The organism is Ciceribacter sp. T2.26MG-112.2 (genome assembly GCF_900492205.1).
Taxonomy (GTDB): domain Bacteria; phylum Pseudomonadota; class Alphaproteobacteria; order Rhizobiales; family Rhizobiaceae; genus Allorhizobium; species Allorhizobium naphthalenivorans_A.
In genome coordinates this window covers 1-23,147 of record NZ_UEYQ01000017.1, presented here as the reverse complement: position 1 = coordinate 23,147, position 23,147 = coordinate 1, and the positions used below count along the sequence as shown (strand labels likewise).

The following is a 23,147-nucleotide window of genomic DNA, read 5'->3' as shown; positions in this document are numbered from 1 at the left end:
TTACCCATGGATCCTGTCGAACACTTCCGCGACTACGTCGCCAACAATATCCGGGAAATCGGCGAGGACCGGGATTTCATCGGCCTGTCGAACATCTGGGTGCGGGAATCGATCCGCCACCGTTATGCGCAGAACTTCACCTGGCTCGGTCGGCCGATCATCCAGGTCCCGCAGGATACCTATGCGATCCAGGAACTGATCTGGACCTGCCGTCCCGACCTCGTCATCGAGACCGGCATCGCCCATGGCGGCTCGCTGGTGATGAGCGCATCGATGCTGGCCATGCTCGATTATTGCGACGCCGTGCAGGCGGGAACCGTGCTCGATCCGAAGGCCAGCCGCCGCAAGGTGGTGGGCGTCGACATCGACATCCGCGCGCACAATCGCGCCGCGATCGAAGCCCATCCGCTGACCCACAAGATCCACACCATCCAGGGCTCCTCGGTCGCCGACGACGTCTTTGCCCAGGTCAAGGCGCATGCCGAAGGTTATGACCGGGTCATGGTCTTCCTCGATTCCAACCACACGCACGAACACGTGCTCGCCGAACTCGAGCTCTATGCGCCGCTCACCTCGAAGGGCTCCTATTGCGTCGTCTGGGACACCGGCGTCGAGGACCTGCCGGCCGACATGTGCGCCGACCGCCCCTGGGGCAAGGGCGACAATCCGAAGACCGCGGTGTGGGAATACATGAAGCGGCTGGAGAGCGAAGGCCGCACGGCACGCGACGGCGAGCCGCTGAAATTCGCCTATGACAAGACGATCGAGAACAAGATCACCATCACGGCCTCGCCGGACGGCTTCCTGAAGCGCGTCTGAGCCTTCGCAACTGCGGAGTTTACAAACGACAAGGCCGCGGTCGTGACCGCGGCCTTGTCGTATCCGGAAAGAAACCCGCTGCCTGTCTTCAGGCGACGCGCTTCTGCATCGTCTGGATCGGCCGCTTCTCGCCGACCGGCGTCAGCATTTCCTCTTCCCAGGGAAAACGCAGGCCGTCCGGACGTACCTCGACCTGATCGGCCGGGCGGATCATGCCGTTGATGACGTCGAGCAATTCCACCGGTGTCGTCACACCGGCGATGTCGGAGCGGATGAAGGTCCCCGTCACATTCGAGCCGCTGAGTTGCAGGCCATAGCGCGCATCCTTGAACACCGGCTGGAAATGTTCGAGGAACTTTCCCCGGCGCCAGTTCTTGAATGCTGTCCTGTAGCCGTCGCGGACGATGTTGAACGATTCCTCGTCGCGGAACATCTCGGTGTTGAAGGCGCACGATCTGGCGAAGTTCTTTTCCCAGCCGTCATAGGTCAGCTTGTACTTGGCGCGGAACCATTGCTGGCAGATCCCGATCGATGCCGTCACGCCCAATATACTCTGGAACGGAAAGTCCTTCAAAAGAGGATCGTCGTCGAAATTGCGGCCGAGCTCGGCCATGAAGATGTCGACCTTCCTCTTGATGTCGGCGAGCTTGCCGATCGAATAGGAATTGCTCTCCGGACAGCTTCCCATGACGGAAAAGGTCCGCTGGCAGAAGGCGAAGTGCTTGCCCTCGACCATCACCTTCATCGCCATGTCGTAGTCGATGACCGGATGCTCGAAATAACGTCCGCCGTATTTCCGCCGGATCCGGTCGAGCAGATCGCGGGACACCGCCGAATGGTAGATCGAATAGCCCGAGGTCGGAACGGTGGTCGCCTCATACCAGCCGAACATGCGCTTCAACAGCTGTTCGCGCGGCACCTTCACAACGAAGGAATTGAACGGCACGTGTATGCTGGTGCTCTTCTGGTCCGGCGAAGGCCAGCTATAGGCCACGACGCTCCAGGCAAAGGCCTCGGTTTCCGGATTGACCGCAACCACCTTCTTCAGCACCGTCATGACGTCCGGATCGATGAAGTCGTCGTCACCGATCACGGTCACCCAGTCGCCGGTCGCGGCGGCGAGCGTGCGTTCCCAGTTCTCGATCATCGGCAGGGTGCGCTCGGCGGACGGCAGGTAGACGATGCGCGGGTCGCCTTCATGGGCGCGCATGTAGTCGTTCATCACCGACGGATCGTCGGAATTGTCGACAAGCACGAATTCCAGGTCGTCGCGCTTGCTGCGCAGCAGGCCTTCGATGGTCTTCTGGAAGTAATATTGGCGATTGCGCGAGGGGACGCAGATCGACAGACGCATGTTTCGAGCCATAGTCTTCTCCGCTTCGGGTGCTTCCGCGGCTCCGCTTGTTGACCGCCGGGTTTGCAACTCCGGGCTTTTCACTCCGGGCGAAGCGGCCCGCGCAAGGGCGGGGTTGCTACCGCTATCGTCGGGGCATCGCGCTTCGGCTGCGGCGCGTCTAGGGATGCACCGTCAGGTTCGGCACCGCCGTCACGAACTTCCCATCCCAGCCGGTGATATACGAAAGCTGTCGCTTGATTTCTGTCTGAAGATTCCATGGCAGTATCACTACCCTTTCAGGCTTTTCCGATTTCAGGACGTCCTCGGAGACGATCGGGATCCGGCTGCCCGGCAGGAAGGTTCCCTGCTTGGCCGGGTTCTTGTCGACGACAAAGGAAAGCAGATCCGGCTTCACGCCGGCAAAGTTCAAAAGCGTGTTGCCCTTGGCCGCCGCCCCATAGGCGGCGACCTTGAGGCCCTGGCGCTGGCAGTCGATCAGGAATTCCACGAAGTCGTTGCGCACGCGCTGGGCGGTCGCCTGGAAGCCGGCATAGAAGGCCTCGTCGCGCATGCCGGCTGCCGTCTCCGTGGCAAGCATGGCCGCAACGCTTTCGCTTAACGGGTGGGCTGCCGTATCGGCGCGGTCGGCAAAGACCCTCAGGCTCCCGCCATGCCAGGGCGTGGTATCGACATCGAAGACGCGCAGGCCGTTTGCGGCAAAGATCCGCTCGACGGCGATAAGCGAGAGGTAGGAGTAGTGCTCGTGATAGGCGGTGTCGAACTGCGCTTCCGTGACCATGTTGAGCAGATGGGGAAATTCGAAGGTGGCAACGCCTGCCGGCTTCAGCAGCCGGGCAAAGCCGGCGACGAAATCGTTGATGTCGGGCACATGGGCAAGCACGTTGTTGGCCGCCATCAGGTCGGCACCCCAGCCGTCGGATGCAAGGCGGGCGGCGAGTTCGACGCCGAAGAAGTCCTCGACGATCTCGATACCCTTTTCGCGCGCCGCAGCCGCGGTGCTCGCGGTCGGCTCGACGCCGAGGCAGGGAATGCCGCGGGCCTTCACATATTGCAGCAGATAGCCGTCATTGGCGGCGATTTCGACGACGCGGGATGAGGCATCCAGCCCGAAGCGCTCCGCCATGGCCGCGACATAGGCTTCGGCATGGCCGAGCCAGGAGGTCGAGAACGAACTGAAATAAGCGTAGCTCTCGGAAAAGAAGGTTTCGCGCGATGCGAAGTCCTCGGTCTGCACCAGCAGGCATTCGTTGCAGACCCGGATCACCAGCGGATACCAGAGTTCCGGCTTCCCCAGATCCGCCTTTCGCACATAGGAATTCGACGGCGGCGCCGTGCCGAGGTCGAGGAAGGGACCCATGTCCTGCGACTGGCAGTGGCGACACTTCATGCGGCAAGTCCTCGGTAGTCGGCGCCAAGTAGCGGATGGCCCGCGTCGCGCGGCGACAGGTGCGCGACAGGCAAGGGCCAGGCGATGGCGAGCCGCGGATCGGTCGGGCTCAAGCCCCCCTCCGCCTCGGCGCGATAGGGGGCGGAATGGGCGTAGATCATCCGCACATCGTCGCTCAGCGCCTGGAAGCCATGGGCGAATCCCTCGGGGATGAAGAAGGAGCCGGCATTGTCGGCCGAGAGTTCCACCGCGACATGTTCGAGAAAAGTCGGCGAGCCGTGTCTCAGGTCGACCGCAACGTCCAGGATGCGGCCGGCAAGGCAGGTCACGAGCTTGACCTCGCCGAAGGGTGGGGTCTGGAAGTGCATGCCGCGAACGGTACCGGCAAAGCGCGAGGCGCTCTCGTTGACCTGGGCGACCGGCCCGCGCCAGCCGATTTCGGCCAGCTCCTCGGCACAGAACAGGCGCGAGATATGTCCCCGCTCGTCGGCGATGCGCCGACGCTTGAGGATCAGCAGGCCTTCGATCGGGGTCGTTTCAACGTCGAAGCGCGCGGTCATACGGCGGCCCTCATGGGTAGCGCAGGGACCGCCTCGAAGGCGCCGATGTCGGCGAGGCAAAGGTCTGCCGCCGATTGGCCCGCCGCAAGCCCCCGATACCAGGCCATGGTGCGCGTCACGGTTTCGTCGAGGTTCCAGATAGGACTGTAGCCGAGCGTGTCGCGGGCGCGCGTGGAATCGAGCATCAGGTAGCCGGCCTCGTGCGGCCCTTCCGAGCCGTCGCCGTAAGCGACCTCTCCGCCGCCAAAGGCCATCGATGCCCTGTCGAGCACGCTCGCCACCGTTTCCGCCGCCTGGTGGTCGGGGCCGAAATTGAGGCTCGGGGCAAAGTGGGGATTGTCCCACAGGCGTTCCGCCATCATCAGATAGCCGTTGAGCGGCTCCAGCACATGCTGCCAGGGGCGGACGGCTTGCGGACGGCGCACCATCAGCGATCGGCCGCCGCCCCAGGCCTTGACGGCGTCGGGGATGAGGCGATCCTCCGCCCAGTCGCCGCCGCCGATCACATTGCCGGCGCGGGCCGTTGCAAGGCCGATGCCACGGGCGGCAAAGAAGGAGGCGCGATAGCTGGCGGTGACGATCTCGGCGGCCGCCTTGCTGGCGCTGTAGGGATCGTGGCCGCCGAGCGGATCGGTTTCGACGAAGGCAAGCGCCGTCTCCGGATTCTCGTAGACCTTGTCGGTAGTGACGACGACGATCGAGCGGACATCGGGGGCGATGCGCAGCGCATCGAGCAGATGGGCGGTTCCCTGCACGTTGGTCTCATAGGTGCCGATCGGATCGCGGTAGCCGGCGCGCACCAGTGCCTGGGCGCCGAGATGCAGGACGATCTCCGGCTTGGCCAGCATGACGCGGGCCGCCACCGCATGGCGATCGCGCAAATCGCAGATTTCCGCCGCCGCCGGCTTGCCGTTGAGAAGATTGAACAGCGATGGCTCTGTTTCGGGCACTAAGGACAGGCCGGTCACCCTGGCACCCATTTCCGCCAGCCAGAGCGTGAGCCAGCTTCCCTTGAAGCCGGTATGCCCGGTCAGAAGAACGCGCTTGCCTTTCCAGAATGCGGGATTGGCCATGCTCACCACGACTTCCACGGCGGGTTGCCGCTGTTCCACAGGCTCTCCAGATGGACCTTGTCGCGCAGCGTATCCATCGGCTGCCAGAAACCGGTGTGGAAGAAGGCCTTGAGCTGGCCGTCCTCGGCCAGGCTGGACAACGGTTCCGCTTCCCAGCTGGTCGAATCGTCGGCGATGCGGTCGATGCATTTCGGGTCGAGCACGAAGAAGCCGCCGTTGATGAAGCCGCCCTCGCCCTCGGGCTTTTCGACGAAACCCTCGACCGTATCGCCGTCGAGCTTCAGCGCACCGAAGCGGGCGGGCGGGCGAACCGCCGTCACCGTCGCCTGCCGGCCGTGGCTCTTGTGGAAACGGACCGTCGCGCCGATGTCGACGTCGCACAGGCCGTCGCCATAGGTGAAGCAGAAGGCTTCCTCGTCCTTGAGATAGTCGGCGACACGCCGGAGGCGCCCGCCGGTCATCGAGTTCTCGCCGGTGTCGACCAGCGTCACCCGCCAGTTCTCGGCGCTCTTGCGATGGAACTGCAGGCGGTTCTCGGCCAGGTCGAAGGTGATGTCCGACATGTGCAGGCCGTAATTGGCGAAGTATTCCTTGATGACATAACCGCGAAAGCCGCAGCAGATGATGAAGTCACGGATGCCGTGTCCGTGATAGAGCTTCATGATGTGCCAGAGGATCGGACGCCCGCCGATCTCGATCATCGGCTTGGGCTTCAGATGGGTTTCCTCGGCGATGCGCGAGCCGAGACCACCGGCAAGGATGACGGCCTTCATCGCGAACGCCCGTCCGCCACACGGGATACCGGCGTGCCGGTGCCCCGCTCATCGTAACCCGCAGCAAAAGCCATGATTCGTCCCACGCCCCACGAACATTCCATCGTGGGAAGAGGCTAGCCGACGAAACTGTCGTCAAACTTGAGGGGCGAAAGGGCCGGTAGGATCGGCGGCGGCTGGGCGCCGCCGTCCGCTCAGAAGCCGCCGGCGGCCAGGCGACGCCGCAGCGCGCCGATATCGGGGGTCGCATCCTGCTCCAGGCGCTCTTCCCAGGCGAGTGCCGTTTCGACGATCAAGTCGAGGTCGGCAAGGCGCGGCACCCAGGCGAGCTTTTCGCGCGCCAGGGTCGAGTCGGCGACGACGAAGGCGGCATCGCCGGCGCGGCGCGGACAGTATTCGACGGCAAACGGGCGGCCGGAGACGCGGGCAACCGCGGCCAGCACGTTGAGCACGGAATAGCCGGAGCCATAGCCGCAATTGGCGACCAGGGAGGCCTCACCGCGGCGCAGATAGGCAAGGGCCCGCAGATGCGCCTGAACCAGATCCGCCACATGGATATAGTCGCGCACGCCGGTGCCGTCGGGGGTCGGATAGTCCGAGCCATAGACCGCGACCGAACGGCGCTTGCCAAGCGCCGCCTCGCAGGCCACCTTGATCAGATGGGTCGCACGGTCGGTCGACTGGCCTGTCCGGCCCTTCGGATCGGCGCCGGCCACGTTGAAATAGCGCAGTGCCACATAGCGGAAGTCATGGGCGCGGGCGGTGTCGCGCAGCATGATCTCGCTCATCAGCTTGGACTGGCCATAGGGATTTTCCGGCAGGAGCGGCGCGGTTTCCTTGACCGGCTCGGCGCTTGCCGGCGTGCCATAGACGGCAGCCGTCGACGAGAAGATCAGCTTGTCGATCCCGGCCTCGACCGCCGCCGAAGCCAGCACCCGCGTGTTGCCGGTATTGTTCTCGTAATAGCCAAGCGGATCGGACACCGATTCCGGCACGACGATCGAACCGGCGAAATGGATGATCGCCTCGATCTCGTTCTCGAAGAAGACCTGCCGCAGCAGATCCGCATCGCCGATGTCGCCGAGGTAGAACCGCGCCTGCGGCGCGACGGCCCAGCGGAAGCCTGTCGAAAGGCGGTCGATCACCACCACGTCTTCGCCTGCATCCAGCAGCGCCCAGACCATGTGACTACCGATATAACCGGCCCCACCCGTTACCAAGATCGCCATGTTTGTCCATCCCGCAATTCTTTGACGGGATGAACCTAGGCAATGCAGCCTTTAACTTTGCTTACAATTCTCGGCTTTGCTCAGTATTGATACAGTTTAGTTTCAAGTATAGAAAACGTAATATTGCAAATTTCGCTAGAATTTTATCGATCGCGGCGCGGAGCATGGGAACCCCGCGCCGTCGCGGGATCAAAGCGCCAGGATATAGCGGCACAGCCGGTCGGCCGCTTCCTCGATCTGTTTCGGGTCGCGCAGGAAGCAGGCCCGCAGGAAACCCTCGCCGCCCATGCCGAAGGCCGATCCCGGCGCCAGCGCCACGCCGGTTTGATCGACGATGTCGAGTGCGGCCTGCCGGCTGTCGGTGATGCCGTCGATCTTCAGGAAGGCATAGAGTGCCCCTTCGGGCTTCAGGGTTTCGACCCGGTTGGTGGCGATCAGCGCATCGCACAGCAGATCGCGCGATTTCTTCGCGCGTTCGAAGTTCTCGCGAACGAAACCGTCACCCTGATCGAGCGCGGCAACCGCGCCACGCTGCATGAACTGGGCGACGCCGGAGGTGGAATACTGGATCAGGTTCTCGAAAACCTGCCCCGTTTCCGGCGGCGCGACGATCCAGCCGACGCGCCAGCCGGTCATCGACCAGTTCTTGGAGAAGGAGTTGGCGAAGATCACCCGGTCGCCTTCGACCATGACGTCCAGGAAGGACGGCGCGCGGTGTCCGCCGCCGTAGTAATAGAGCGCATAAATCTCGTCGGCGAGGATCCACAGGCCGTGGCGGCGCGCCAGTTCGAGAATGGCCTTGAGGTCAGCATGCGTCGCTGTCCAGCCGGTGGGATTGGACGGCGTGTTGATGAACAGGCCGCGCGTCTTCCGCGTGATCGCCTGTTCGAGCCTATCCATGTCGAGCGACCAGCGGCCATTGGCAAAGGTCAGCGGCACGCCGACGGAGCGGCCGCCGGCGATGTCGATCGCCGAGATGATGTTCGGCCAGGCCGGCGACAGGTAGATCATCTCGTCGCCCGGTTCGGTGATCGCCTGGACGCCAAGCGCGATCGCCTGCATGCCGGAGGCCGTGACATAGAAGTGCTCGGGCGAAAGCTCGACGCCGAAATGGCGGGCATAGTAGCGCGAAAGCGCTTCGCGCAGTTCGGGAATGCCGCGCTGCCAGGTGTAGAAGGTCTCACCGCCGAGAAGCGCGTCGCTTGCCGCGCGATTGATGAAATCCGGGCTCGGCAGGTCGCCTTCCCCGGCCCAGAGCGGCAGGAGACCCTCGCGTCCACGGGCATAATTGATGATCTCGACGATCCCGCTTTCCGGCGCGGCAAGGGCGCGCGGGCTGAGATCCTTCACAAGCGACATGGCAAGCTCTCCGGTTCGACGTCTGTTCGCGAACCAGAGGTCTAACGGATTGCGCCGGGAAAATCCCATGACAATCCGTGAGGGCAGAATCGATTTCGGTGATGGATGCGGAACGGGTGGCCCGGGATTGCGCCCGGCCCTGCCCGCGACCGATACCGCGTCAGCGTTTCTTCAGCAGGTCGCGGATCTCGGTCAGAAGCTGGATGTCGGCCGGCGGCGGGGCGGCTTCCGCATCCTTCTTTTCCTGCTTCTCGAGCGAGGCGCGCAGCGTGTTCACGCCCTTGACCATCAGGAAGATGATCCAGGCGAGGATCAGGAAGTTGATGATGACGGTGATGAAATTGCCATAGGCGAAGACGGCGCCCTGCTCGCGGGCGGCCTCGAGCGAGTTTGCCGTCACGTTCGCGCTCAGCGGCAGGAAATAGTTGGAGAAATCGAAGCCGCCGAAGACCACGCCGACCAGCGGCATGACGATGTCCTGGACAAGCGAATTGACGATCAGGCCGAAAGCACCGCCGATGATCACACCGACGGCAAGGTCCATGACATTGCCGCGCGCGATAAAGGTCTTGAACTCGTTCAGCATACCCATCTCCTTTGATCGTTCGACAAGCCACGCTCGTCCCTGGCGTGGCGTCCTGCCTCGACAAGGAATATCGAAAGTACGATCATTCGGAAACAGTGAAATTCTAGCCGGCGCGGTCAGCGTTCGACTTAAGATCGAGATTGAAGCGATTTCAAACGGCGGTGACTTCCCCTAAGGTCTCGCTCGATGGAACGCCGACGATGAGGAGGAAGCGTGCTTCCGGGATGGGTCATCTTTGCCTCGGCCTTCGCCTATCTGCTGCTGCTCTTCGCGGTGGCCAGTTACGGTGACCGCAAGAGCCGCGCCCATGGCGTGCCCGAGAACGGCCGACCGATCGTCTATGCGCTCAGTCTCGCCGTCTATTGCACCTCCTGGACCTATTTCGGCGGGGTGGGCCTCGCTGCCGAACACGGCCTCGAATTCACTGCCATCTATATCGGCCCGATCCTGATGTTCACCATCGGCATGCCGATCGTCCGGCGGATCATCGATCTCGCCAAGGCGGAGAAGCTGACCTCGGGCGCCGACTTCATCGCCGCGCGCTATGGCAAGAACCCGATCGTCGGCATGCTGGTCACGATCATCTGCCTGGTCGGGACCATTCCCTATATCGCCCTGCAGCTGAAAGCGGTATCGAGCTCCGTCGCCGCCATGGTCGATCCGACGGCGTACGGCATCGGCACGGGCAACCTCTATTTCATCGACCTGCCGCTGGTGGTCGCCTTCGTGCTCGCCTGCTTTGCCGTGGTCTTCGGCACGCGCCACACCGACGCCACCGAACACCAGGACGGTCTGATCCTCGCCATCGCGATGGAATCGGTGGTCAAGCTCGTGGCCTTCTGGACGCTCGGTATCTACGTCGTGTTCTTCCTGTTCGACGGACCGACCGACCTGTGGCAAAAGGCGACCGAGAACGAGGCCGTGATGACGGCGCTGTCGTATCAGACGCCGCTCAGCCGGTGGCTGCTACTGATCGCACTGTCGGCCTTTGCCATCATCATGCTGCCGCGCCAGTTCCACGTCACCGTGGTGGAAAACCGCACCAGCCGCGAGCTGAAGCTCGCCGGCATCCTGATGCCGCTCTATCTCGTCGCCATCAACATCTTCGTCCTGCCCGCGGCGATCGGCGGGATCATGACGTTTTCCGGCGGCGGCGATGCCGACCTCTATGTTTTGTCCCTGCCGCTGCACAACGAGATGGCGGCCGTTTCGCTGATCACCTTCCTCGGCGGTTTTTCCGCTGCGACCGCCATGGTCATCGTCGCCTCCGTGGCGCTTGCGATCATGGTTTCGAACGACATGATCCTGCCGATCTTCCTGAGGCAGAAGCTTCTCACCCGCCCGAGCCATCGCGACGACTTCGCCAAGACGCTGCTGCACATCCGCCGCTCGGCGATCTTCGCCGTCATGCTGCTCGGCTATGTCTATTACCGCTCGGCCGACAACACGACCGGGCTTGCCTCGATCGGGCTGCTGGCCTTTGCCGCGATCGCGCAGATCGCCCCTTCCCTGTTCGGCGGACTGATGTGGCGACGAGCCAATGCCCGCGGCGCCATCGCCGGCCTGTCTTCCGGCATCTTCGTCTGGGCCTATCTGTCCTTCCTGCCGAGCCTCGGAGCGGAGGACAATTCGCAGATCGCCACGTCCATTCTCGGCTTCCTCTTTCCCGGCGTCGGCATGTTCAGTCCGGAAAATGCCGACCCGCTGGTCAATTCGACGCTGCTCAGCCTGCTGATCAACACGGCGGCCTTCATCATTGGTTCGCTCAGCCGCAATCCGCGTCCCGTCGAGCGGATCCAGTCGGGCATTTTCGTCAAGCGCCATCCGCGCTCGCAGTTTGCCACGCGCGGCTGGAAGACGCGGGTCACCGTCGGCGACCTGAAGGCCGCCATCGCCCGCTATCTCGGCGACGAGCGCATGACGCGCTCCTTCCGCTCGTATGAACAGGCAGCCGGCCGGCGGCTCGACGACGACAGCCCGGCCGACATGGCCTTCATCCATTTCTCCGAGCAATTGCTCGGCAGCGCGATCGGCTCGTCCTCGGCAAGGCTCGTGCTGTCGCTGATCCTGCAGAAGGCCGAGGACACCTCGGCCGACACGGCCTGGCTGCTCGACCAGGCCAGCGAAGCCCTGCAGTATAACCAGGACATGCTGCAGACGGCGCTTTCGCAGATGGACCAGGGCATCGCGGTCTTCGACGCGAGCAACCGCCTGACGATCTGGAACCGAAGATTCCGCAGCCTGCTCGACCTGCCGGAACATGTCGGCCAGGTCGGCTTCCCCTTGAGCGAGATGGTGGCGATCCTCGCGCAACGCGGCGACGTCGCCGCCGGCGATCAGGCCCAGCTGGTCAAGCGCTTCCACCAGTTCGACAAGCCGTTCCGGCTGGTCACGGCCGCCGGCGAGCGCATCATCGAGGCGCGCTGCAATCCGATGCCGGACAAGGGCTTCGTCGCGACCTTCACCGACATCACCAGCCAGGTGGCGGCCGACAAGGCGCTGAAACAGGCCAACGAGACGTTGGAACAGCGGGTCGGCGAGCGAACCGCCGAGCTGACCCGGGTCAATCATGCGCTGGCCGAGGCGCGCGCGGCCGCCGACGAGGCGAATATAGGCAAGACCCGGTTTTTCGCCGCGGCCGGCCACGACATCCTGCAACCGCTCAATGCCGCCCGGCTCTATTCCTCGTCACTGGTCGAGCGGCTAGGCGATTCGGACAATAGCAGCATGGTCCGCAACATCGATTCCGCCCTGGAATCGGTCGAGATCATTCTCGGCGCCGTGCTCGACATATCAAGGCTCGACACCGGCGCGATGAAACCGCGGCTGGCGCCCGTGCCATTGCAGGGGCTGCTGGAGCGCATCGAAACCGACTTCGCGCCCATCGCGCGGGAAAAGGATCTCAAGCTTGTCGTCATGCCGACCTCGCTCACCGTCCGCTCCGACCCCAATCTCTTGCGCAGACTGGTCCAGAACCTCGTCTCCAATGCCATCAAGTACACGCCTTCGGGACGGGTTCTGGTCGGTGCCCGGCGGCACGGCAACGAGGTCGTCATCCAGGTGATGGACAGCGGCATCGGTATTCCGTCGTCGAAGTTCCGCACCGTGTTCAAGGAGTTCGCCCGGCTCGAGGAGGGCATGCGCACGGCATCGGGCCTCGGGCTCGGCCTGTCGATCGTCGATCGCATCGCCCGCGTTCTGAACCATCCGGTGCAGCTTTCGTCCAAGCAGGGCAAGGGCACGACCTTTCGCGTCGTGATGCCACTGGACAAGTCGGTTCCGGTGGCGGCCGCGGTGACCGACCTGCCCGTGGGCGGAAAGGCTGCCATTCCGCTCGAAGGTTTGCGGGTTCTTTGCATCGACAACGAACCGAAGATTCTCGAAGGCATGGACCTCCTCTTGTCCGGCTGGGGCTGCGCCGTTACCTTGGCCGGCTCGATCGAGGCGCTCGACGCGATCGTTGCGGCGAACCAGAGCCCGCCGGACGTCATCATCGCCGACTACCATCTCGGCGACGGCAGCGGCATCGGCGCGATCCTGCGCCTTCGGGCGCTCTACGAGAGCGACATTCCCGCTCTTCTGATCACCGCCGACCGGACGGCCGAGGTCAGGGCGGAAGCCGAACGGCAGAACATCACCCTGCAGCACAAGCCGGTCCGTCCCGCAGCCCTTCGCGCCTTCATCACCCAGGTTTCCGGAGGCAAGCGGGCCGCCGCCGAATAGGTCGTTCCACCGAAACCGAATGGGCTTGAGCCTCAGCGGTTGCACGATCCAGGCGGATGAACCGGACGGGCTCGATATGCGCCCGCGCGACCCTCGCTATCTCCCGCGAGTTCGGTCGATCAGCGTTCCAGCGAAGCCACCTGTGGCGGGCGCTCGGGCTTCGACCATTCGGCGAGAAGCTCCTCCTCCACCTTGACCCGACCCAGCGTCTCCCATCCGTCGCGACCGGCCCGGACATAGCGCAGGAAGGTAAAGCCGGTCCGGCCCCGGGTGGTGGCGGCGACCACTTCGTCCGGCAGGATGAGACGCCGGCCGTAAACGAGACGGGTGGGCAGCCGCATCTCCGGCAGCACGGTGTTCACCAGTTCCGTGCAGAAGGTGCAGGAGGTCGCGTCGAGGTCGAAATAATAGTCGAAGGGCATGCCGACGCGCTGGTAGAAGCCTGTCAGTGCCTGCCGCCGCCGCATAGCGCCAAGGCCGGCGGGCCGCAGGAGGGCAATGGCATCGGCATCCAGCGCGGCAGGCGCCGTGGAAAGGTGGACACCCTTGTTGTCGGCCTCGATGAACAGGGCGCCGTCGCGGATCGCCGCGTGGTGCTTGCGGACCGCGGGATGGTCCCAGGCGCCGGCGCGGCGCAGTTGCGCTTCCGTCCCGACATAGATCGCCACATGACCGAAATGGCCGGGGATCGCATGGCCGGAGAGGCGTCCCTTGTTGCTGACCGCGACCACATCCAACGGCCGGAGATCGGCGAGCAGACGGTCGATCGCGGCGTCATGGCGCAGCAGGTCACCCTTGCGCCAGACGACGGCCGCGACCATCCGGCCGATCGTCGGGGCGAAAGGCTCGGCCAGGGCGACGAGGCCCTTGGGATAGCGTTCGGGCTTCTGGCAGCAATCGCCCAGCGGGGCATCGGCGGGCAACGGGGCCTGAGCGGGCTTCGGCACCGTCGTGCAGGCCGAAACGAAGAGCATCAGCCCGACCACGAGGGCACGGGACGCCCAGCGACGGAGCGCAATTCTGTCAAACGCCATGGTCCAGCCTGCGGCAAGCGGCGCGCATGGTGAAGCGGCGCGAAAACATCATCATCATGCAGAAACCAGGCCCGTCCCCCCTCCGCGCACAGACCCCACTCCGTGCGCCGGCACCGTTCATTCGATCCGACGAAGATAACTAATCCGGGGGGCGCGGCAAATCAATCGCCGAGAGACGCTATGGCAAGCGACGAAGGCTCGAGACGAAAGGGATCACCAGGATTTGAGCGCCCTGAGCGTCGGCGTCTTCTTGAACATGTGCTCGTCCATGCGGGCGAGCAGGCGGTCGAGCAATTCGACAGCCTGGCCGACGGCCGGCCCCTTGTTGAGCATGACGCATTCCGCTCGCGCCGCCATGGCCGCGTCGGTCATCTCGCCACGGGTCGGAATGCCTTCCCGCACCAGGTCCTCGAGCACCTGCGTCGCCCAGACCGCGGGAACGGAGGCCGCCTCGCTGATCCACAGGATCTCCTCCTGCATTTCCGCCAGCCGTTCGAAACCGATTTCGGCCGCGAGGTCGCCGCGCGCGATCATCACGCCGAAGGGGCCGCGCCGCCGTGCCCGGGCAATCAGGGCCGGCAGGTTGCGCACGGCCTCGGGCTGCTCGATCTTGGCGATCAGGCCGAGGGTGCGGTCGGCCATGCCGTGACGGGCCAGCATGCTGTCGAGCAGATCAATGTCTTCCGGGCGGCTGACGAAGGAATAGCCGATCATGTCGGCGCATTCGATCACGGTGACGAGGTCGGTCTCGTCCTTGGCGGTAAGCGGTGACAGCCCGAGTGCCGTATCGGGCAGGTTGATGCCCTTTTCCGGCTTCAGCTTGGTCCCGCGCGCCTTGGTCTTCTCGACCCGGATCACCGCCTCGCCGTCACCTAAGCTTTCCACCACCGCTTCCAGCTTGCCATCGTCATAACGGACACGGTCTCCGATCGAGAGGCGCGTCACCATTTCGGGAAGCGAGACACCCGCCGAATAGAGCACCTCGGCACAGGTTCTGGGCAGACCCGAGGCCACGAGGCGGATCCTGTCCCCTGGCTGGAGCCGCGATTTCTTGTCGGGCATCTGCACGGCAGCCGTGCGGATCTTCGGGCCGGCAATGTCCATCAGCACGGTGATGTCGCGGCCCGTTGCGGCACCGGCGGCGCGGGCAAATCCGGCCATTGCGCGCCAGGCCTCGGGGCCGTCATGCGCGCAGTTGATCCGCGCCACGTCCATGCCGCGCCGGGCCAGGTCGAGGATGAAGTCCGGGCCTGCCGCCGCCTCGCTCGGCAGCGTCACCATGATCCTCGTGCGCCGGTTGACCGGCGGCCGGCCGAACAGGGCCGCCGACGCCTCTTCGAGCCGCGCCTCGCCGCGGAAGAACTCCTCCTCCAGCGGCATGGCAACAGGGCTCTGGCGGCCGGCGAGAGCGGCCAACGCAGCGATGACGGCGTCCAGCGTCGGCACGACACGACCTTCAAGGCGACCGAGCGAGGAGAGTCCGAGGCGCATCAGCCGCCGCTGGAGCGGGCGGATGTCGTGATGGCGCAGGCAGAGATAATGGGCCAGATTGACAAGGGCCGGATCGACCGGCGCTGCACCGCTGCCGGTGAAACCCTCGATCAATGCCGTCGACGCGTCGATGACCGTGGCGCGCAGGGCCAGCATATCCTCGAGCAGGGCCGAGGCCTGCAACGTCTCTTGATGAAAATCCTGGCTGTTCATGCACCACATCCCCTATGGCCTCGCCATGTCTCGGCAGGATACGAGCGCTGGATGCGCGGTAGCCGGCAGGCCATTCTGGAGGCGAACTGCATCCAGTTCTAGTCCTCGCACTTGACCGATATGTGACGGTATCGCCACGGGCCGCGGACGTCAGGATGGGCCCCGCACCCCTCCTTCCGGCCAATAGCGCCTCACCGCAATCCTCCCTACATTGGCAGTCCGAGCATTCGTCGCCAGGGAGGGGTCATGCGGATCGCTTTAATGTCGGATATCCACGGCAATCGCCAGGCTTTCCAGGCCGTCCTCACCGCCGCCGCAGAGCGCGGAGCGGAACGCCATGTGATCCTCGGGGACATTGTCGGATACGGCGGCGATCCGGTGTGGTGCTTAGACAAGACGATGGCATTGGCGGCGGAGGGCGCGATCGTCATTCGTGGCAATCATGACCAGGGCGTGGCCGATCCGTCGGTGTCGATGAACGAGGTGGCACGGGCGGCGATCGACTGGACGCGCACCCAGTTGAACGACGAACAGAAGGCCTTCCTCGCCCGGCTGCCTCTGGAGGTCGAGGATGGCGAACGCCTCTATGTCCATGCCGACGCGTCGGCCCCGGCCCGCTATCATTACGTCACCGATGCGGAAACCGCCGCCGCGCATCTTCAGGCCTGCCGCGCCCGCATCAGCTTCTGCGGCCATGTCCACCGTCCGGCGCTCTATGGTCTCGGGCCGAACGGCAAGACCACGGCCTTCACGCCGACATCGGCGCAGGGCATTCCACTGCTTGCGCAGCGTCGCTGGCTCGCCGTCATGGGCGCGGTGGGGCAACCCCGCGATGGCAATCCGGCTGCGGCCTTCGGCATTCTCGATACCGACCGTGGAGAGATCGAATTCCACCGCGTCGGCTATGACATAGAGGGAGCAGCCGCTAGGATCAGGGCCGTGGGGCTTCCCGACGCACTGGCGTTGAGGCTCTTCCGGGGGAAATGACCGAGGGGACGGGGGAATGCCTAAAACCAGAATACACCCAGGCGACGTGATCGACGGCTTCACGATCGGCGAACTCGCGCATCGGGGCGGCATGGCGCAACTCTTCAGCGTCACCCATCCGGACTATGATTTTCCAATGCTGATGAAGGTGCCGGAGATGGGGGCCGGCACGGACCCGGCCATGATCGTCGGCTTCGAGATGGAGCAGATGATCCTGCCCCGGCTCTCCGGCCGGCATGTGCCACGCTTCGTCGCCAATGGCGACTTCGCCACCCAGCCTTACATCGTCTTCGAGCGGCTGTCCGGCAAGTCGCTCTATCCGATGCTGGACGACCTGCCGAGGCCGGCCGAGGAAGTGGTTGCGCTCGGATGCCGGATCGCCATGGCGCTCGCGGACCTGCACCGGCAGAACGTCGTTCATCTCGACATCAAGCCGTCGAACATCCTGTTTCGTGAGACCGGAGAGGCGGTGCTGGTCGACTACGGCCTTGCCCGGCATCTGCATCTGCCGGACCTGATGGACGAGGAATTTCGTCTGCCTTATGGCACGGCACCCTATATGGCGCCGGAGCAGATTCTCGGCGTGCGCAGCGACTTTCGCAGCGACATCTTCGCGCTGGGCGTCCTTCTGTATTTTTTCGCGACGGCGAAACGCCCGTTCGGCGACCCGCAGCGGATGAAGGGTCTGAAGAAACGGCTGTGGCGCGACCCGGTACCGCCGCGGGCGCTTGCGCCGGACCTTCCCAAGGCGCTGCAGGAAGTCATCCTGCGCTGCCTCGAGGTCAACCCGGCCCGCCGCTACCCGACGGCCGCCCAGTTGATGATGGACCTTCAGGATCTCTCCAAGGTCACGCTCACGGCACGCGCGGAAAAACTCGAACGCGACGGCTGGGGCGCCGTCATCAAGCGGCGGTTCAATCCCGATCCGATCGAGTTGCTGCGCCCGCAGGGGGCTGCGGAGACGTCCTCGAATGCGCCGATCGTCATGGTGGCGATCGATCTCTCGGACGGCTCGGAAGACCTGGCCGACGCTTTGCGCCTGACCGTCAGCCGCATCATCGAGAAGACGCCCAATGCCCGCATCGCCTGCCTGAATGTCCTGAAGATCGCCCGCATCAGCCTTGAAAGCGACCTCGACGCGGAGGGCAACAACAAGCATGTGGCGCGGCTCGTGCAGCTCAAGCACTGGGCCGAGCCGTTGAAGGCGCCGGAGGGAACGATCACCTACCATGTGATCGAGGCGATCTCGCCGGCCGCGGCGATCCTCGACTTTGCCCGCCAGAATATCGTCGATCACATCGTGATGGGCGCGCGCGCCAATTCAGCCATGCGTTCGCTGCTCGGCAGTGTATCCGGCGAAGTGGCCGCCACCGCCCCCTGCACCGTCACGGTGGTGCGCGTGCGGCCACCGGCCGATGCCGCCGCGTAGGACCGGCCCTCAGAGACGCAAGGCCCAGACCGTGGCGTGACGCACGCCGTCGGCCGGCGCCCGGAGGCGTGCCGAGCGCACCGGCTCGAAGCCGGCGATCCGCTTGGTGCCGGCGATCCGGCCGTCATCGGCGAAAACCTCGATCGACCCATAGTCGAGGAAGATGCGCAGCCGGCGCACCCGCGCGCCCTCGACGATGTAGCGAGGGCTCTCCCCGCCCCCGTTCTCATGACGCAGCCACAATCCCGTTTCGTCCTGGACCAGGCCCAAGGTGACGCCCGGATGATCGAAGGCGAGGTCGAACGGCAGCCCGGCTTCGGCAAGCTCGAGCAGGAACTCGACCGCGCCGTTGGGGAACAAAACCGTCTCGCCGGCCGCCAGGCGGGTGCGGTCGATGATGTGGCTGCGCAGGCTCTCCGCCGCACCGATCGGTGGCGTGAGCAGCTGCCCGTCCTCCAGCCTCAGCGTGCGCGGCAGGGTCATGGCCGAGGGAAAGTCGATAGTCGGGCCGGTATCGGCCCAATTGCCGAGCCAGCCGATCCCGACCGGCGTCGCGCCGTCCATGAAGGCCTGGAAGGCATAGTTGTCGGTGATGAAATCGAGCTCGCGGCTGAACTCGCGGGAAAAGGTCCGGCCGTCGAACCAGCCGACATCGACCATGGTCAGGTTGCGGCGCCCGGTCCGCTCGTCCTTGCCGTTCATCAGGCCGTAGATCAGGGCCCAGCGCGTCGCGGGGTCGGTCGCCTCGCCGTCGAGCGGCAGCAGGCACGGACATTCGATCGCCGTCGTCCGGTGACGGGTCTCGACCAGCAGCTTGCCGAGATAGGTCCAGCCGCCGGCCGCCTGAACATCCTCCGTCTCGTAGAGCAGGATCACGCCGCCTTCGTCGCTCTGACTGCCGAGCAGCATCTTCCAGCGACCGTCCGGCCCCTTGAAGACGTAAGGATCGCGGAAATCGAGGGTCAAGCCCTCACCTTCCGGGCGATGCGGCAGGATGACGGTGGCCTCGCCGGCGGAGAACAGATCGGCCGAGACGGCCGACATCTGGATCTCCTGTTCCGGCTGGCGGTCGCTGACCTTCTCGGTGAAGAACACCCGGATGCCCGGACCGTTCGGCAGCGGAATGGCCGAGCCGGAAAAGGCGCCGCCGCGCTTGTCGGGACGGGCCGAGAGTTCCTCCGAGGGAAACAGGAACACCGGCAGATGACGCCAGCGCAGATAGTCGGACGAGACGGCATGGCCCCAGTGCATGTTGTTCCACATCCGGCCATGCGAATAATGCTGGTAGAACAGGTGCGGCCGGCCGCCAAAACGGCCGAAACCGTTCGGGTCGTTCATCCAGCCGAAGGGCGGGCGGAAATGGTAGGAGGCGGGAAGGTCCGGCGGGGCATTGACGGGATTGGTGTGCAACACGGTTATCCCGGTTTCCAGCACGTCGGCGGCGGTGAACCAGTAGGCGACCGACACCGAGGTGTCTGCACTGTCATAGCGAAGCTCGATGCGGCCGCCGCCGAACACGTGGTAGATGCGGAAGGAATTTTCCTCGGCATTGACCGCCTGGACCTCGCCGAACTTGCCGTTGGCGCTGTGAAGCGAGACCGATCCGGGCCGGTCCGGATGAACGGCCTTCAGCCACAGATGCAGGGTGGTGTTGACCGGGAGGTCGGCGGAAATGATGCGCAGGGTTTCACTGACACCTTGCCTTTCCGACCGCCCCTGCGGCATCGGCCCGCTGTCCGGCGCCGCGTTTTCGCTCCGTTCCGGGGCATCGCCCTTGTCCGCCGCCATGGGCTGTCGTCCTTCCGTCCTCATTTTTCCCTTCGACAACGGGGGGACCACTGGGTCAGTTCCCCCGAGGTTCGAGCCTCAGAGTCTCGCCGATCTTCAAGACCCGCGCCCGGCGGTTGCCGTCGCTTGCGGCGAGGAAGCGGTCGGCCGGATCCCGCAGCGGTTCCGGCGACAGCGCAAAGGTGCCCCAGTGAATGCCGATGCCGAGCGTAGCGCGCAATTCGGCGAGAATAAGGGCGGCGTCTTCCGGCGTCGAATGCATATCGGCCACCAGCGGCGAGGGCTCGAAGGCGCCGATCGGCACCAGCGCCAGATCATAGGGACCGCCCCTCCTGCCGATCTCGCCGAAGATCGGGCCATGGGCACTGTCGCCGACGAACAGCGCCGCACGAGCGGCCGTCCGGATATCCCAGACATAGGCCTCGCCGTCGAGCTTGGCCAAGAGGTTGCGGCGCGTGCCGTGGACCGCCGGAAAGGCGGTGATCCGGGCGCCGCCGGCGACGACCGTTTCGCCGACCGGCGGATGCTCGACGGTCGTGAAGCCAGCCTTTTCGCCATGGCTTTCGAGGCCGTCCGGCAGGACGATCCGGGCCTTGGGGAAGCGGGTCGCCAGCGCCTTCAGCGTCGGGCTGTGCAGATGGTCGTAATCGCCATGCGACAGGAGAACGACATCGATCGGCGGCAGGTCATCCAGGCCAATCGGGGCCAAGGCATGGCGGTGCGGCAGCGGGCTTTCGAGCGAGAAGCCGACGGGGAAGACCGGGTCGGTCAGGATGGTGACGCCGCCAAGCCGCAGCAGCACGGTGGAATGGCCGAGCCAGGTGAGGCTGTCGCCGCGGGTGGTGAGGCCGGCCAGCGCCTCTTGCCGCGACATGACCAGGCCGTCGCCCGCCTCCGCCCGGCGGACATAGAGGCCGGAGGCAATGTTCAGATGGTGCAGCGCCAGGCCGGCCGAGCGCAGGCCGGGCGGCAGAAGGGCGGGGTGATGCGGGCCGTCCGTCGTCACCGCGTGGCAGCCGGCGAGCGCCGGGCCGAACAGTGCGGCCGTCATCAGGCGGCGCAGGACGCACCAAGGGCGCCGGGCGACGCGGCCCGAAACCGACGGCGGCGCGCGACCAAGCCGTGACTGCAGGCGGGGCCAGGTCCGCACCTGCATCCGCCAATGAAACGAACGAAGCCACGGACGCCACGCGACGGCGCCCGGCCGGGCGTCCGCCCCCTCGTCCGCGTCTGCACGCTCCGGCCCCTTGCCCATTCAACCCCCAAAAAAACCCGGTTTTTTGCCAGGGTATGCCCCGTGGCCATTGAGCCGCATCGGTCGAAGCTTTGCAAGCGGCATCACCGATCGGCCTCCTCCCCTTTCGTCTCCCTTCTCACGTCCCCGTCCCCGTCCTCCGTCTGCCGTTCGTCACCGAACCGTCACCGTTTCTTCATCGGCCTGTGACCGACGCACTCTATCGCGACGCTCAGGACATCAATCCCGGACCTGGAGCCGCCATGCGCCTGACCGCCCCGATCCCTGCCGTGTTTCTGGCCACGTTTCTCGCTCTGTTTCCGCTTTTGCCTTCCGATGCGTCCATTCCGCAGCGCGATCATGCCGGCTTGATCCGCGAGCGGCTGGCCAATGCCAACCGCTTTCGCGATCATGTCATGGTGGTGGCGCATCGGGCCGGGTGGAAGGAAAGCGGCCAGGTGGTGCGGGCGGAGAATTCGAAGGCGGCGATCGACCATGCGGCGGCGATCGGGGTTGAAATGGTCGAGCTCGACGTGCGCCGCTCGAGGGACGGCGTGCTGGTCGTCATGCACGACGAAACGCTCAATCGGACCACGACCTGCCGCGGCAAGGTTGCGGATCTGACCCTTGCGGCGCTCAAGGCCTGCCGGCTGATCGTCGAGGGGACAGGGATCGTCACCGACGAGGCGGTGCCGACGCTTGCCGACATGCTGATCCATGCCCGCGGCCGGATCCTCGTCAACATCGACAACAAGCTCGAGCCGGAGGACCTCGCCGAGATCGTCGAGACGGCACGAGGGCTCGACATGGCCGACGGCATCCTGATCAAGACGGCGATCTGGAACGACGAGCGGCTGGACCGCGCCCGCGCCGTGATCGACACGATCGGCCCGGACGTCGCCTTCATGCCGATCCTCGCCGACGACGCGGTGCGGGACGCCGCCTTTGTCGACAGGGTGGCGCAGGCATTCTCGCCGCAGGCCGCCGAGATGATCCACTGGCGCCGCAGCGCCGCCGAGCCGCTGACCGAGGCCGGGGGGCCGCTGTTTTCGCCGCGCGCCCGTGCCGTTTCGGTGCGCGGCAATTTCCACATGTGGATCAACACCTATCCGATCACCGACCGGCCGGAGGGCATGGTGGCCGGCGGGCGCGGGGACGGGCTGGCCTTTGCGCAAGGGCAGCCCGAGGCGGTCTACGGCTTCTGGATCGAGCGCGGCGCGACCATCATCCAGACCGACGAACCGGAGGCGCTGATCGACTGGCTCGACCGGCAGGGCTATCGCCGGCACTATGGCGGCGGCGACAGCTGAGGGTCCGGGCGACGGCGGGGTCGCGCCGTCATCCTTGTCCTTTCTCGGCCGCCTTTTGCCGTATCAACGCCGTCAGGCGCTCATATTTGCTCTCGTCGCGGTGGCAGCAGGGCGGGCGCTGAACAAGAGCCTGGACCGGCTCGCCCTTCGGCCAATATTCGGCGCGGCACCGGCGATGGCGACGGCAGATCGGGAAGGGACAGGTCCGCCAATAGCCGAGCTGGTCGGCACTCCTGGCAAGCCAGATCCAGCGCAAGGCCTCGGAGCGGATCTGGATCGATGCCTCCATCAGCGACAGATGGCGAAGATCGCCCTCATGATAACGCCGCCACTCGTCGGGTGGCAGGCCTTCGAGCGTCTGAACGTGGCGCGCCTTGCGCCGCTTCTTCCTGGTCTTTCGTCCCGCCATGACTTTTTCCCACAGATCATCGGCCCGGCGCGGTTTCCGCCCGGGGTTTGCGTTTCAGTCCGGAGGCCCACGCAAGGGCAGCACCGCACAATAAGTTAGAATAAGGCACCGCCCTTGCGTGGCCTTCGGCGTTCTCGAGGGGATTTCGCCCCTTTCAGACGGCGTGCTCGCTCCGCTGCGGCCGAAAACTTTCGCTCAAGGCCTTGCATGGACGACCCAAACCGGGTTTTCGCCCGGGGGGAGCTTGAGGCGCGGGCTTGCGCCCGCCCCGCTTCACCGCCTCTCCGACGCCGGCTGCACGTTACAACCGACCCCGAAGCGCCGGCCCCCGCCTGCGCCGCAACGTCTCGCGACACATCCGACGACGGAGGCAGGACGGATTATGC

The 23,147-nt window shown here is 65.1% G+C and carries 18 protein-coding genes; 5 read left to right on the top strand and 13 right to left on the bottom strand.

Going from position 1 to position 23,147, the window contains the following annotated elements:
* Positions 1-6: 6 nt before the first annotated feature.
* On the top strand, positions 7-819 hold the full coding sequence (locus DYZ14_RS18475; RefSeq protein ID WP_154722053.1) for a cephalosporin hydroxylase family protein: 813 nt from the start codon (positions 7-9) through the stop codon (positions 817-819).
* A gap of 88 nt (positions 820-907) precedes the next feature.
* On the opposite strand, the gene DYZ14_RS18470 is transcribed toward DYZ14_RS18475, so the two are convergent.
* The 8 genes from DYZ14_RS18470 to mscL form a co-directional block, all read right to left on the bottom strand.
* A complete protein-coding gene (locus tag DYZ14_RS18470) occupies positions 908-2,185 on the bottom strand; it encodes a glycosyltransferase family 2 protein (protein WP_154722052.1) in 1,278 nt (425 codons plus the stop codon).
* A gap of 148 nt (positions 2,186-2,333) precedes the next feature.
* Positions 2,334-3,563, bottom strand: coding sequence for a class I SAM-dependent methyltransferase (locus DYZ14_RS18465; protein WP_154722051.1), 1,230 nt, complete (start codon positions 3,561-3,563; stop codon positions 2,334-2,336).
* Positions 3,560-4,123: a dTDP-4-dehydrorhamnose 3,5-epimerase family protein gene (locus DYZ14_RS18460; RefSeq protein WP_154722050.1), complete on the bottom strand. Its 564-nt coding sequence runs from the start codon at positions 4,121-4,123 to the stop codon at positions 3,560-3,562. The genes DYZ14_RS18465 and DYZ14_RS18460 overlap by 4 nt, the downstream gene beginning before the upstream one ends.
* Complete coding sequence (gene rfbG / locus DYZ14_RS18455; protein WP_232365584.1) at positions 4,120-5,235, bottom strand: CDP-glucose 4,6-dehydratase; 1,116 nt, start codon at positions 5,233-5,235, stop codon at positions 4,120-4,122. Before rfbG ends, DYZ14_RS18460 begins: the two co-directional genes overlap by 4 nt.
* Positions 5,199-5,969 carry a glucose-1-phosphate cytidylyltransferase gene (rfbF, locus tag DYZ14_RS18450; RefSeq protein WP_154722049.1) on the bottom strand — a complete coding sequence of 257 codons (771 nt, stop codon included), beginning with the start codon at positions 5,967-5,969 and terminating at the stop codon, positions 5,199-5,201. The genes rfbG and rfbF overlap by 37 nt, the downstream gene beginning before the upstream one ends.
* A gap of 194 nt (positions 5,970-6,163) precedes the next feature.
* Entirely contained in the window at positions 6,164-7,198 is a 1,035-nt protein-coding gene (galE, locus tag DYZ14_RS18445) for a UDP-glucose 4-epimerase GalE (RefSeq protein WP_154722048.1), read from the bottom strand.
* Positions 7,199-7,387: 189 nt separating this feature from the next.
* A complete protein-coding gene (locus DYZ14_RS18440; protein ID WP_154722047.1) occupies positions 7,388-8,557 on the bottom strand; it encodes a pyridoxal phosphate-dependent aminotransferase in 1,170 nt (389 codons plus the stop codon).
* Between the two features lie 160 nt (positions 8,558-8,717).
* The gene (mscL, locus tag DYZ14_RS18435) at positions 8,718-9,143 is read right to left on the bottom strand and encodes a large conductance mechanosensitive channel protein MscL (RefSeq protein ID WP_154722046.1); all 426 of its coding nucleotides are present in this window, start codon (positions 9,141-9,143) and stop codon (positions 8,718-8,720) included.
* 213 nt (positions 9,144-9,356) lie between these two features.
* Here mscL and DYZ14_RS18430 point away from each other — a divergent pair, with 213 nt between their 5' ends.
* Positions 9,357-12,866, top strand: coding sequence for a hybrid sensor histidine kinase/response regulator (locus DYZ14_RS18430; RefSeq protein ID WP_154722045.1), 3,510 nt, complete (start codon positions 9,357-9,359; stop codon positions 12,864-12,866).
* 119 nt (positions 12,867-12,985) lie between these two features.
* Here DYZ14_RS18430 and DYZ14_RS18425 read toward each other — a convergent pair whose 3' ends face one another.
* Positions 12,986-13,900, bottom strand: a complete 915-nt coding sequence (locus DYZ14_RS18425; protein WP_154722044.1) for a YiiX/YebB-like N1pC/P60 family cysteine hydrolase — start codon at positions 13,898-13,900, stop codon at positions 12,986-12,988.
* 213 nt (positions 13,901-14,113) lie between these two features.
* Positions 14,114-15,604, bottom strand: a complete 1,491-nt coding sequence (locus DYZ14_RS18420) for a pyruvate kinase (protein WP_154722043.1) — start codon at positions 15,602-15,604, stop codon at positions 14,114-14,116.
* Between the two features lie 246 nt (positions 15,605-15,850).
* On the opposite strand from DYZ14_RS18420, the gene DYZ14_RS18415 reads away from it, so the two are divergent.
* Positions 15,851-16,591: a metallophosphoesterase family protein gene (locus DYZ14_RS18415; protein WP_154722042.1), complete on the top strand. Its 741-nt coding sequence runs from the start codon at positions 15,851-15,853 to the stop codon at positions 16,589-16,591.
* A gap of 16 nt (positions 16,592-16,607) precedes the next feature.
* Positions 16,608-18,020: a serine/threonine protein kinase gene (locus tag DYZ14_RS18410; RefSeq protein WP_154722041.1), complete on the top strand. Its 1,413-nt coding sequence runs from the start codon at positions 16,608-16,610 to the stop codon at positions 18,018-18,020.
* Positions 18,021-18,029: 9 nt separating this feature from the next.
* Here DYZ14_RS18410 and DYZ14_RS18405 read toward each other — a convergent pair whose 3' ends face one another.
* Together DYZ14_RS18405 and DYZ14_RS18400 are read right to left on the bottom strand one after the other, a co-directional pair.
* The gene (locus DYZ14_RS18405) at positions 18,030-19,745 is read right to left on the bottom strand and encodes a GH32 C-terminal domain-containing protein (protein ID WP_154722087.1); all 1,716 of its coding nucleotides are present in this window, start codon (positions 19,743-19,745) and stop codon (positions 18,030-18,032) included.
* A gap of 118 nt (positions 19,746-19,863) precedes the next feature.
* Complete coding sequence (locus DYZ14_RS18400) at positions 19,864-20,958, bottom strand: MBL fold metallo-hydrolase (protein WP_195950018.1); 1,095 nt, start codon at positions 20,956-20,958, stop codon at positions 19,864-19,866.
* A 347-nt stretch (positions 20,959-21,305) separates the two neighbouring features.
* Here DYZ14_RS18400 and DYZ14_RS18395 point away from each other — a divergent pair, with 347 nt between their 5' ends.
* Entirely contained in the window at positions 21,306-22,352 is a 1,047-nt protein-coding gene (locus DYZ14_RS18395; RefSeq protein WP_154722039.1) for a glycerophosphodiester phosphodiesterase family protein, read from the top strand.
* A gap of 28 nt (positions 22,353-22,380) precedes the next feature.
* Here the strand turns inward: DYZ14_RS18395 and DYZ14_RS18390 are convergent, their stop codons facing one another.
* Complete coding sequence (locus DYZ14_RS18390) at positions 22,381-22,761, bottom strand: hypothetical protein (RefSeq protein WP_154722038.1); 381 nt, start codon at positions 22,759-22,761, stop codon at positions 22,381-22,383.
* Positions 22,762-23,147 lie beyond the last annotated feature (386 nt).